This is a genomic window from Streptomyces sp. NPDC104761, assembly GCF_055583445.1.
Genome location: NZ_JBVJNZ010000003.1, coordinates 542,744 through 554,538, shown reverse-complemented (window position 1 = coordinate 554,538; position 11,795 = coordinate 542,744). Strand labels below are relative to the sequence as shown.

Genomic DNA, 11,795 nt, shown 5'->3' with positions numbered 1-11,795 from the left:
GCGGCAAAAGGAGGGGGTCCGAGGTCGACATCGGCTGCGGTTGCCTATCAACTGGCGCGTCTTCCGTTCCGCCACATCGGCCCTGAGCCGATGACGGGATTCGAACCCGCACGAGGGATTTCCCCCCACCAGTCCCCGAAGTATCCGCTGCCTTCGCACCGGACACCCACCATGAGCTGCGCCTCCCGAGGTCAAGCACACGCACCGGGAGGTGCATGAAGTTTTCGGTGTCCAGAGATCGAAGCCGGCGGAACCGACATAGGTGCTCTTGCCCCTGAGCTACACCGGCACGTTGTACCGGTGGCGGGACTCGAACCCGCGGCCTCCCCATGAGAAGTGGAAGTAGGTCCTGCCTTCGCACCTGGACATGCATCACCTTAGGAGGCGGGCCGCGGGCCGAGCGAGTGAATTAACCGCCCCCGCTGCACTATCCGCGCTGCTGGCGCTTCCAGGGCCCCGTGATCGCGAGCATGATGCCAGGCGTCTGGATGTTGGCGTACAGGGTCCGGCCGTCGGGTGAGAAGGTGACGCCGGTGAACTCGCTGTATTCGGGCTCCTCTTCGGTGCCGATGTTCAGTTCGTTGCGGGCGATCGGGTAGGTGCGGCCGCTGTCGGTGGCGCCGAACAGGTGCTGGAGGCCCTCGCCGTCCTCGGCGATGACCAGGCCGCCGTACGGGGAGACGGTGATGTTGTCGGGGCCGTCGAAGTTGCCCTCGACGGACGGGTCGGGGTTGACGCCGATGCGGACCTTGAGGGTGAGGGTGCGGCGCTTGGGGTCGTAGAACCACACCGAGCCGTCGTGCTGGACGGGGCTCTCGGCGCGGGCGTACGAGGAGACGATGTACACGCCGCCGTCGCCCCACCACATGCCCTCCAGCTTGCGGGCGCGGGTGACCTGGCCGCTGGTGAACTGCTTGCGGACCGAGGTGGTCCTCGCGTCGCGGTCCGGGACGTCCACCCAGTCGACGCCGTAGACCGTGCCGATCTTCGTGGCCCGGGAGAGGTCGTCGACGAACTGGCCGCCGGAGTCGAAGCACTTGAACGCCTGGAGCGTGCCCGCGTCGTCGGCGAGGGTGCGCAGCTTGCCGCGGCCGTGGTGGAAGTGCTCGGGCGGGGTCCAGCGGTAGAGCAGGCCGTTCGGGTTGGACGCGTCCTCCGTCAGGTACAGGTGGCCGCGCTTGGGGTCGACGACGACGGCCTCGTGGGCGTAGCGGCCGAGCGCCTTGACGGGCTTGGGGTTCCGGTTGGCCCGGCGGTCCTCGGGGTCGACCTCGAAGACGTAGCCGTGGTCCTTGGTGAAGCCGTTGGTGCCGGCCTTGTCCTCGGTCTCCTCGCAGGTGAGCCAGGTGCCCCACGGGGTGTTGCCGCCCGCGCAGTTGGTGGCGGTGCCGGCGATGCCGACCCACTCGGCGACGTGGCCGCCGGGGCGGACCTCGACGACGGTGCAGCCACCGGCGGCGGCCGGGTCGTAGACGAGCCCCTCGGTGAGCGGGACCGGGTACTCCCAGTTGGCGCGGGGGCCGGCCAGTTCGTGGTTGTTGACGAGGAGGGTGGCACCGCGCGGGCCGTCGAAGGTGGACGTGCCGTCGTGGTTGGAGGGGGTGAACTCACCCGCCTCCAGCTTGGTCCTGCCGCTGTACGTGATGACGCGGTACCTGAAGCCGGCGGGGAGCGCGAGGATGCCGTCGGGGTCGGGCAGCAGCGGCCCGTAGCCGACGCCGCCGTGCCCGTGCGCCGCCTCGGCCGCACCGGCCTCGGTGGCGGCGAGGGCGTTCGGAGCGGTGGCCAGCGCGCCGACGCTGCCCGCCAGCGCGACACCGGCACCGGTGATCGCGGATTTCCTTGTGAAGTCCCTGCGGGTAAGCGACATGGTGTCTCCTGTGACGTTCGGGTGCCGTGGAGGGTGGCGGGCCTCAACTCGGCGCACACGCTCCCGCCCGTCCTTGAACTCCGGCTGAACACAGGGCGACATCACGGCCGTCTGTTCCATGAATCCGTAATCCTCACCCCACGTCACCCAAAAGCCCGCCCCAAGAGCACCCCACGGAGGGCCACGGTTTCCGCCGGCCACGGAGGGGACTTCTCCCTCGAGGACCACCCGCCCCCGAGGCCTGAACTCCCCCCGGCACACACTCCTTCGCCGCCGCTTCATGCCCGCCGCGACAGCGCTTTCGTTCTTTCCCGCCGCAGCGGCCCCCAGCCCGAGCGGCGGCAGCCGACGTGCCCAACCTCCCGCACACCCACACCCCCAGCGCACCGCACCGCACCGCACCGCACCGGCAAGCACTTACAACAGCGCGCGCCGCACCGGCGCTCAGCCCGAACCGCGGTGCCCGGCGGTGCCAACCGCCGCGCCCCACCCCCTCGGCCCCTACCCCCCGTGCTGCGACCGTGCCTTGAACGCCGCCTTGCGGGCCTCCTTGGCCACCTTCTTGTCGGGGTGGAGCCGGCCCATGGCCTCCAGGACGTCGGCCGTGTCCGGGTGCCCCACGCGCCACGCCTCGGCGAAGAAGCCGCTGTGCTGCTGGGCCAGCCCCTCGACCAGCGCCTGGAGCTCCTCGGAGTTCCCCTCGGCGGCCAGCTGCGCAGCCAGCGTGTCGATGGTGAGCCAGAAGATCATGTCCTGGGAGGGCGCCGGCACGCCGGCGGCGCCGCGTTCGGCCAGCCAGACCCTCGCCAGGCCGCCCAGCTCGGGATCGTCGAGGACCTCGCGGAGCGCGGGCTCGGCCTCGGCGCCGAGCAGGGACAGCGCCTGCTGGCAGCGCAGCCGCCGCAGCGGGGCGCCCGCGTCCGCACCGCGCGCGGCGGCCAGCAGCTCGCGGGCCGCCGCCAGGGACTCCCGGCGGGCCAGCCACTGCTCGGTCTCGGCCTGCGCGGCTCCCTGCGGAAACGCGGCCGTGCCGTCGAGCAGCGCGTCCGCGCCCTTGTCGGCGAGCTCCCCGACCGCCGGCGCCTCGAAGCCGGCCTCCAGCAGCCGCGCCCGCAGCCCGTACGCGCCGAGCGGAGTGAGCCGCACCATGCCGTACCGGGAGACGTCGGCCTCGTCGACCGGCCCCGCCGCCGGTTCCTCCTCCGCGTCGGCCATCAGCGCCTCGTCGACCGGCTGGTACTCGACGAGCCCGACCGGCTCGAGCAGCCGGAACTGGTCGTCGAGCCGCATCATCGCGTCGGAGACCTGTTCGAGGACGTCGTTGGTCGGCTCCCCCATGTCGCTGGGCACGATCATCGACGCGGCGAGCGCGGGCAGCGGCACCGGCGCCTCGCCGGGTCCGCCCTCGCTCACGGTCAGCAGGTACAGGTTGCCGAGGACACCGTCGAGGAAGTCCGCCTCGGCCTCGGGGTCCCAGCCGAGTGACGAGAAATCGACCTCGCCGCCCTCGTCGAGCGCGTCGACAATTCCGTCCAGGTCGGGCACGCTCGCGTCGGCGATGACGGTCTCCAGCGCGGCCTGCCACACCGCGAGGACGTCGTGCGGCGAGCCCCCGGTGAGCAGCGCCAGCTCCTCCCCCGCCGCCACCGTCCCGGCCTCCTCGTCGGCGATCTCGACGAGTCCGGCGTCCACGGCGACCCGCCAGGCCTCACCGGCGTGACCGACGGCGTCCTCCCCGGTGAGTCCGAGCGCCTCGGCGGCGGCCGGGAGCTGCTCCTCGACCAGTTCGCCGCCCGCGTCCACGCGGGTGTCGGGCCCGGCCCAGCGGGCGAGCCGGGCGGCCCGGGTGAGCAGCGGCGTGGACAGCGCGGCGTGCGCCAGCTCCGCTTCGGAACGCAACCGCACCGGGGGCAGGGGGGCGCTGTCAGACATCGGCTGGTTCTCCTCGGACGCCTCAACGGTCGTACGGCGACATGGACACCGTATCGACGGCCGTACGAGCACCTGGACGCCGTACGGCTCAGCCGCTCAGCCTAGACGGATTTCCACCCATGCCGCCCGGTTCATCTCCCCGGCCCGTCCCGTGCATGGCTGAAACCTTGACAACTGCCGTGGCCAGGCAGGAGATTGACGCGCGTAGAAAACGGGGGGACAACTGTTCACTCGGGGTCTACGCGTGTCATATCCATGCCACATGGCGTTCATGGACGTGTCATGAACGCTCCATAAAAACGCCCTCGTCCCGGCGCTTCCGTATGTCCCCGGAGGGATTCCCTTGCCGAGCAGGTCTTCCGCGCGTCTCGCCGCGCTCACCGTCGCCGCCGTCTGCAGCGCGGCGTCCACCGTCGCCCTCACCTCGCCCGCCCAGGCCGACGGACTGCGCATCCACGACGTCCAGGGCACCACGCGCATGTCTCCGTACGCCGGCCAGAAGGTGACGGACGTCCCCGGCATCGTCACGGCCACGCGCACCTACGGCTCCTCCAGAGGTTTCTGGCTCCAGGATCCGACACCGGACAGCAACCCGGCCACCAGCGAGGGCGTCTTCGTCTTCACCAGCTCCACCCCGAAGGTCGCGGTCGGCGACGCCGTCACGGTCACCGGCACGGTCTCCGAGTACGTCCCGGGCGGCGCCACCACCGGCAACCAGTCGCTGACCGAGATCACCAAGCCGACGGTCACCACCGTCTCCACCGGCAACGCGGTCCCGGCGCCGGTCGTGATCGACAGGAAGTCGGTGCCGAGCGCGTACACCCCGACCGGTGACACGGCCGCGGGCAATTCGATCAACGGCCTGACGCTGCAGCCGAAGAAGTACGCCCTGGACTACTACGAGTCCCTTGAGGGCATGAACGTCCAGGTCGAGGACGCCCACGTGGTCACCGCCACCGACCCCTACGCCGAGCTGTGGGTCACGGTGAAGCCGCACGAGAACCGCACCAGCCGCGGCGGCTCGCTCTACCGTTCCTACCGCGACCAGAACACCGGCCGCCTGCAGATCCAGTCCCTCGGCGCGACCGCCGACTTCCCGGCGGCGAACGTCGGCGACACCCTGACCGGCGCCACGACCGGCCCCCTGGACTACAACCAGTACGGCGGCTACACCCTCGTCGCGAGCACGCTGGGCACCCTGAAGAGCGGCGGCCTGCAGCGCGAGACGACGAGGAAGCAGTCGCACGGCGAGCTGGCGGTCGCGACCTACAACGTCGAGAACCTCGACCCCTCGGACGGCACCTTCGCCGCGCACGCCGCCGCGATCGTGAACAACCTCCAGTCGCCCGACATCGTGTCCCTGGAGGAGATCCAGGACAACAACGGCGCGACGGACGACGGCACGGTCGCCGCCGACGTGACGGTCGACAAGCTGATCGACGCGATCGTCGCGGCCGGCGGCCCGAAGTACCAGTGGCGTTCCATCAACCCGGTCAACGACCAGGACGGCGGCGAGCCCGGCGGCAACATCCGCCAGGTCTTCCTGTTCAACCCGGCGCGGGTCTCCTTCGTCGACCGCGCGGGCGGCGACTCCACCACCGCGGTGGGCGTCACCAATGTGCACGGCAAGGCCCAGCTGACGGCCTCCCCCGGCCGCGTCGACCCGTCGAACTCCGCCTGGACGGCCAGCCGCAAGCCGCTCGCCGGTGAGTTCGTCTTCCAGGGCAGGACCGTCTTCGTGATCGCCAACCACCTCAACTCCAAGGGCGGCGACCAGGGGCTGACCTCGCAGTACCAGCCGGTGGTGCGCAGCTCGGAGACCCAGCGCCACGCGCAGGCGACGCTGGTCAACGCGTTCGTCCGGAGCATCCTCGACGTCCAGAAGGACGCCGAGGTCGTCGCGCTCGGCGACATGAACGACTTCGACTTCTCCGGCACCACCAAGATCCTGGAGAGCCACGGCGCGCTGTGGTCGGCGATCCAGTCGCTGCCGACGAAGGAGCGCTACACCTACGACTACCAGGGCAACGAGCAGGTCCTGGACCAGATCCTGATCAGCAAGCAGATCCGCGGCAAGGGCGACTTCGAGTACGACAGCGTGCACATCAACTCGGAGTTCCACGACCAGATCAGCGACCACGACCCGCAGGTGCTGCGCTTCCGCCCGTGAGCGGCCGGCCGCGGGTCAGGACCGGCTGAACACCCCGTTCAGCCAGTCCTGCCAGGCGGTCTCGTTGGCCTCGGCGTCGGCGTCCGGCGCGAAGTCGTGGACGCTGATGCCGACGGGAGCGCCCCAGTGGTTGCGCCCGAAGAACCGGATCAGGGCGTCCTCGGTGCGCAGTCCGACGAAGTACGGGTCGCGGTAGTCGACCACCGCGTCCAGGACCCGCCCGCCGGGCCCGTGGACGCTCGCCTTCGCGCCCGCGGACAGGTCGTCGGGCAGGCCGAGGGCGCGGCCGACGGCGACGAAGGCGTCCGGCGCCTGAGACGCCTCCGGCCCGTTGAGCTGGGCGAAGCTCACCGGGCGGGGCGCGAAGTGGGTGAGGTACTCGCGCAGGGTGTGCAGGTAGAAGTCGGTGTGCCGGCTCGCGCCGTCGTACTGGTTGTCCCAGTCGTCGGTGAAGATCCCGCTGTGCACGTAGCGCACCCAGGCACGGCGGCCCTCGTCGCGCTCCTCGATGAGGTGCTCCAGCTGGTTGGCGCTCTGCGTCGGGAAGCCGACGTCCTCGCTGCGGACAACCAGGTGGTGCGGCGGGTCGTAGGCGGTGACGGTGGAGCCGAAGGCCGCCGTGCCGCCCACCCGGGGCTCGGGCGGCTGCATCGGCCACAGATAGCCGCCGGTGCCGTGGGTGATCGCCTCCCACACCTGAGCGGGCGTGGCGTCGACCTCGAACTCGCGGGCGATCTCGAATTCCTTGGACATGATGGGGCTCCTGCCGCCTACTGTTCCAGCTCGGGGGTGGGCCGGTCCTTGACCGTGGGATGGACGGCGACCACGATCCGGTGGTCGCGGCCGGCCTCCGCGTCGGGCGCGTCGTACTTGCGGATGAGCGCGCTCACGCCCGCCGTCAGTTCCTGCACGAACGCCGCGCGGTCGGCGGCGGAGGCGAAGCGGACCTCGCCGTCCAGCGCATAGGTCGCCAGCCGCTTGCGGGCCTTGGCGGCCCCGCTGATCAGCATGCCGACGTCGCGCACCAGGCGCGCGCCGAGCGCGAGCAGCCAGCGCGCGGAGAGCTGGTCGCGGAAGCGGTCCGGGTCCGGCTGCACGGCGGGCAGGGCGGCCGGCGAGATGACGTACGACGCGGCGGTCGCGCGCATCAGCCGTTCGTTGACGTTGCCCTTGCGCCGCTCGCCGGCCAGTTCGACCAGGCCGTGCCGCTCCAGCGTCTTCAGGTGGTAGTTCACCTTCTGCCGGGGCAGCCCGACCCGGCCGGCCAGCATCGCGGCCGACGCGGGCGCCTCGGCCAGTTCGGCGAGCAGCCTGGCCCTTATGGGGTCCAGCGACACGGCCGCTGCCTCGGGGTCCTCGATCACGGTGACGTCCAGCATGGCTCCACCGTCCCACCGAAAACTTTTTTTGTCCACAGAGGTGGAGTTTTCGGTGGGACGGTGAAACGGCCCTCCGGCGAACCCGGCCGCCCTCAGCTGCGACGGCGCCGGCGCAGTGCGCCCACCGCCACCGCGACGGCGGTCGCGGCGCCCGCGAACAGCACCGGCCGGGGGAGCCGGACGAGCGCCCGCACGGCCATGCGCGCGGGCTGTGCGACCCGGTCCTCGACGGCGTGCCCCGCCTCGGCGGCCTTCTCCGTCGCCAGGTGCCCGGCGTGTCCCGCCCGCTCCTGCACGGCGTGCCCGGTCCGCAGCGCCTGCTCCTGGAACGTGTGGCGCGCCTTGGCCATCTGCTCCTGCGCCGTGTGGCCGCCCTTCATCGCCCGGCCCTGGGCCTGGTGACCGGCCCTGGAGGCTCCCTCGCGCAGATGTACGCTCAGCGCGCCGGCCCGGTCCTTGAGATCGGCGGCGCGGGCCTGGGTACGGCCCTTGAGGTCGGCCTTGGCCGCCAGCGCACCGGCGGTGTCGGTCAGTCGGGCCCCCGTTCCGCGTGCGGTCCTCTTCGTCATCGGTGCTGCCCCTCCTGGTCTCGTCGGCGTCCGCTCTGCTTGCGGACCCTTCGAGTACCCGGTCCGGCCGCCCTCAGCCCTGCTCCCCCCGTTCACCCAGACGGGCGAGCTGACTCTGGAACCAGTCGAGGCGGGCCTGCAACAGTGCGGCCTCCGCGACCAGTTCGGGCACCCCGAGGCTTTCCCCCGCCGCCACCCGGCTGCTGGCGGCACCCGCACCTGCGGCGATCACCCGCAGCCCCTGACCCGCCAGCCGGGCGAACCCGGCGAGCGAGACGGACGCACGCGCGCGTACGCAGCCCGCACAGGCGGCCACGAGGGCCCGCCAACCGGGCCTGCCCCAGCCCGAGTCGGCGAGCGCGACGGCCGGCGCACCGCAGGCGCACGGCCCGACGGTCGCGGTCCGCACGCGTTGCCGGGCGTAGCGGAAACCGCGCTCGAAACGGATGTAGGCACCGAGGACGGAGACGTCGAGCAGCACGGCGGACCGGTGCTCGGCGGTGCACAACAGGGCCTCGGCGACCTCGCGTTCGTGCACGCAGTGGAAGCCGCAGTCGCACAGCCGCGCGGGCGGGCGATGCCGTCGGCCGTAGACGCAGGACGCGTCGTCCAGCACTCCGTACGGCAGCGCGCCGCCCAGCGACACACCGGTGAACCCGGCCCGCGTACCGTCCTGGGACAGCATCGGATGGGCGATCTTGTAGCCGGCCGGCGGCTCCGTCGGCCGTTCCGCCGGGAGCCACAGCCTCATCGGACGGCCGGAGCCTCTTCGGACGCGGACCTGACCTGGGGCTCGTGGATCTCTTCGGGAAGTTCGGGACCTTCGGGTACGTCGTCGCTGACGAGCGGCCGCTCCTCGGCGACCCCGGTGGCCAGTGCCTTGCCCAGCTTCATGGTGCCTCCCATGACCCATGACCTGCCGTCGGTGACCGTCCTGCCCATAATGGCCCATGAGGGGCCGAGTTGGACACAGGGCCCCAGGACGCCATGGGCCAACGTCTTAGTATTTCTAAGGTGTATCAGGTAGAAAAATTAAGTGGAGCTACGCTGTCGCGTTGCCGAGACTACCCCCATGACGAACCCCCACGGCACCGCCCGTTCGCCCCGCCCCTTCGGCCGCACCCTCTGCGCGATGGTCACCCCCTTCACCGGAGCGGGCGCGCTCGACCTCGACGGTGCCCGGCGGCTGGCCGCGCATCTGGTGGCTCAGGGCTGCGACGGTCTGGTGCTGAACGGCACCACCGGCGAGTCGCCGACCACCACGGACGCGGAGAAGACGGAGCTGATCGGGGCCGTGCGGGCGGCGGTGGGCGAGCGGGTCTCGCTGGTGGCGGGCGTGGGCACCGCGGACACCCTGCACACCGTCGACCTCGCGCTCGCCGCCGAGAAGGCGGGCGCGGACGGCGTCCTGGTGGTGTCGCCGTACTACAGCAGGCCCCCGCAGGACGCGCTGGAGGCGCACTTCCTCCAGGTGGCCGAGGCGAGCGGGCTGCCGGTGATGCTGTACGACATCCCGGGCCGCACCGGCACCCGGATCGAGCCGGAGACACTGGTCCGGCTCGCCGCGCACCCCCGGATCGTGGCCGTGAAGGACTGCTCGTACGACTTCCTCGGCACCCAGAAGGTGCTGGCGCGCACGGACCTGGCGTACTACGCGGGCTGCGACGAGCACATCCTCGCGCTGTACGCGGTGGGCGCGGCCGGCTGCGTGAGCACGGTGGCCAATGTCGTCCCGTCCCGGGTCGCCGCGATCCTGAACGTGTTCGACGCGGGCGACACGGCCCGTGCGACCGAACTCCAGCTGCGGGCCACGCCGTTGATCGAGGCGATGACGGCCGCGGGCCTGCCGGGCACGGTCACGTCGAAGGCGCTGCTCGCCGCGCTCGGCCTGCCGGCGGGCCCGCCGCGGGCACCGCTGCGGCCCGCCGGCCGGGAGGCGGCCGACGGGCTGCGGGCGGTGTACGAGGAGCTCGCGGCGGGCTGATCAGCGCCGCTCGGCGAAGACCGGAGTCCAGCGGCCGGCGGCGCCGTCGTCGCCCTTGCGGAAGCCGCTGAGGGGAACGATCTTGTCGCTGCCGATGGTGACCAGGACCAGCCGGTTGTGGAACTCGTTGCCGCCGTCCTTGGCGATGTCCCAGGCGACGAGGGACTCGTTGTCGGCCCAGGCGAGGAGCTGCTGCCCGTGCACCTCGGTCTTCCGGCCGGTGCCGAGGTCGGTGATCCAGGAGGACGTCTTCATCGTCCTGCCCGCGAAGTCACCGGCGGCCCGTTTGCCGTCGGGCGACAGCCCCGCCTGGACGAACCAGTTCAGGTACCGCCCGCCCGCCGGCACAGGAACCTCGTGGCCGCGGAGGTCGTAGAACTGCACCCCGGGTTCGCTGGTCAGACCGGACCAGACGTACTGACCGGAGCGGCTGATGGCGAAGTCCTGACGGATGTTGATGTCGGCCATGGTCATGCTGTCGTGCGGGCCGCCGATCTCGCGCCAGGGACCCTTCCCGGAGGCCACGTCGAGGACGTAGAAGCCGGTGCGCGGCATGGCGTCGGGCATGGAGAAGCTGGTGCCGGTCGTGTCGCCCGGCGCCCTGGTCACCACGTCGGGGTCGGCGGAGTAGGTCGTCGCGACCAGTTTGCGGCCGTCGTGGGAGAACGCGAGCCCGCCGACCCCCTGCCCGACGGAGATCCAGCGGGCCACCCTGCCGGTGGTGAGGTCGAGCAGGCCGATCCGCCGGGCGGGGATGGTCCGCTCCAGGACGGCGGCGGTCTTCAGGCCGGGGGCGACGGCGACGTACGACCAGCGGGAGTCCTTCTCGTAGCGTCCGGTGCGCTGGTTCAGCAGCCAGTAGGTGCGCGTGGTGCGGTACTCGCGGGCCGTCTGCTTGACGCTGCCGGTGGTGTAGTAGGCGGCCATGGCCGCGCCGCCCGCCTGGATCAGCTCGCGGGGCGGCGACTGGTCGGGGTGGGCACGGGTCTCACCGGGGTCGAGGACTCCGGCGGGCCGTACGTCCTGCCTGCCGCCGTCGAGCAGCGGCACGCCCACCGCGACGGCGACCACGGCCGCGGTGGCCACGGCGACGCCGGCAAGCCGGCGGGTCCGGCGGCGCCTGCGGACCGCCAGCACCCGGTCGGCGAACCCGGCCCGCAGCGGCGGCTGTTCGGCCGCCTGTTCGCGCAACGCGTCTCGCATGAGTTCCTCGACGTTCACGGCCGCACCTCCACGGGCGAGTAGTCACGGGACGGCGGCTGGTCGGGGCCGGTGTCCGGGGCGAGGGCCGCGAGTTCGGGCGCGAGGGTGCGCAGCCGGGCCAGGGAGCGGTGGGTGGTGGACCGTACGGTGCCGACGGAGCAGCCGAGCAGCCTGGCCACGTCGGCCTCCGGGAGGTCCTCGAAGTAGCGGAGGACCAGGACGGTGCGCTGGCGGGTGGTGAGCCGGGACAGGGCCGCGCGCAGGACGAGGCGCAGCTCGGCGGCGGACGCGGTGTCCAGCGTCGGCGGGCTCTCCGGGGGTTCGGCGACGCTGAGTTCGCGGCGGCGCCACTTCAGCCGCCAGCGGCTGATCTGCTGCCGGTAGAGGACCTGGCGCACATAGGCCTCGGGCTCGTCGATGCGCTGCCAGCGGCCGGCCGCCTTGATCAGGGCGTTCTGCAGCAGGTCCTCGGCCGCGTGCCGGTCGCCGCCGGTCAGCAGCACGGCGGTCCTCAGCAGCGCCGTCGACCTGCTGTCCACGAACTCCCGGAAGCTCTCCTGCAGTTCCGCATCCATCGTCACCTTCTCTTCCCCCGGGCCCGCCCGGTGACCGGACCCTGTACCCGTGGTGACGCGTGCGGAGCGGCGCCACTATGCCTGTGCGGCGCGAGAACATTCACCGGTGTCCG

At 71.9% G+C, this 11,795-nt stretch carries 11 protein-coding genes; 2 read left to right on the top strand and 9 right to left on the bottom strand.

What is annotated here, in order from left to right:
• Window positions 1-427 precede the first annotated feature (427 nt).
• On the bottom strand, window positions 428-1,870 hold the full coding sequence (locus ACZ63F_RS12265) for an alkaline phosphatase PhoX (protein WP_469710331.1): 1,443 nt from the start codon (window positions 1,868-1,870) through the stop codon (window positions 428-430).
• Between the two features lie 501 nt (window positions 1,871-2,371).
• The gene (locus ACZ63F_RS12260; RefSeq protein ID WP_469710330.1) at window positions 2,372-3,802 is read right to left on the bottom strand and encodes a hypothetical protein; all 1,431 of its coding nucleotides are present in this window, start codon (window positions 3,800-3,802) and stop codon (window positions 2,372-2,374) included.
• A gap of 343 nt (window positions 3,803-4,145) precedes the next feature.
• Here ACZ63F_RS12260 and ACZ63F_RS12255 point away from each other — a divergent pair, with 343 nt between their 5' ends.
• Window positions 4,146-5,972 carry an endonuclease/exonuclease/phosphatase family protein gene (locus ACZ63F_RS12255; RefSeq protein ID WP_469710329.1) on the top strand — a complete coding sequence of 609 codons (1,827 nt, stop codon included), beginning with the start codon at window positions 4,146-4,148 and terminating at the stop codon, window positions 5,970-5,972.
• 15 nt (window positions 5,973-5,987) lie between these two features.
• Here the strand turns inward: ACZ63F_RS12255 and ACZ63F_RS12250 are convergent, their stop codons facing one another.
• The 5 genes from ACZ63F_RS12250 to ACZ63F_RS12230 form a co-directional block, all read right to left on the bottom strand.
• Window positions 5,988-6,725: an SRPBCC family protein gene (locus ACZ63F_RS12250; RefSeq protein ID WP_469710328.1), complete on the bottom strand. Its 738-nt coding sequence runs from the start codon at window positions 6,723-6,725 to the stop codon at window positions 5,988-5,990.
• Window positions 6,726-6,742: 17 nt separating this feature from the next.
• Window positions 6,743-7,351, bottom strand: coding sequence for an ArsR/SmtB family transcription factor (locus tag ACZ63F_RS12245; RefSeq protein ID WP_469710327.1), 609 nt, complete (start codon window positions 7,349-7,351; stop codon window positions 6,743-6,745).
• A gap of 92 nt (window positions 7,352-7,443) precedes the next feature.
• Entirely contained in the window at window positions 7,444-7,920 is a 477-nt protein-coding gene (locus ACZ63F_RS12240; RefSeq protein ID WP_469710326.1) for a DUF3618 domain-containing protein, read from the bottom strand.
• A 73-nt stretch (window positions 7,921-7,993) separates the two neighbouring features.
• Complete coding sequence (locus ACZ63F_RS12235; protein WP_469710325.1) at window positions 7,994-8,671, bottom strand: hypothetical protein; 678 nt, start codon at window positions 8,669-8,671, stop codon at window positions 7,994-7,996.
• Window positions 8,668-8,826, bottom strand: a complete 159-nt coding sequence (locus tag ACZ63F_RS12230) for a hypothetical protein (RefSeq protein ID WP_469710324.1) — start codon at window positions 8,824-8,826, stop codon at window positions 8,668-8,670. Before ACZ63F_RS12230 ends, ACZ63F_RS12235 begins: the two co-directional genes overlap by 4 nt.
• A 166-nt stretch (window positions 8,827-8,992) precedes the next feature.
• On the opposite strand from ACZ63F_RS12230, the gene dapA reads away from it, so the two are divergent.
• Window positions 8,993-9,904 (top strand): 4-hydroxy-tetrahydrodipicolinate synthase, encoded by a 912-nt coding sequence (dapA, locus tag ACZ63F_RS12225; protein WP_469710323.1) that lies wholly within the window; start codon window positions 8,993-8,995, stop codon window positions 9,902-9,904.
• Here the strand turns inward: dapA and ACZ63F_RS12220 are convergent, their stop codons facing one another.
• Together ACZ63F_RS12220 and ACZ63F_RS12215 are read right to left on the bottom strand one after the other, a co-directional pair.
• Window positions 9,905-11,125: a WD40 repeat domain-containing protein gene (locus ACZ63F_RS12220; protein ID WP_469710322.1), complete on the bottom strand. Its 1,221-nt coding sequence runs from the start codon at window positions 11,123-11,125 to the stop codon at window positions 9,905-9,907.
• Entirely contained in the window at window positions 11,122-11,682 is a 561-nt protein-coding gene (locus ACZ63F_RS12215) for a SigE family RNA polymerase sigma factor (RefSeq protein WP_469710541.1), read from the bottom strand. The genes ACZ63F_RS12220 and ACZ63F_RS12215 overlap by 4 nt, the downstream gene beginning before the upstream one ends.
• Window positions 11,683-11,795: the final 113 nt, after the last annotated feature.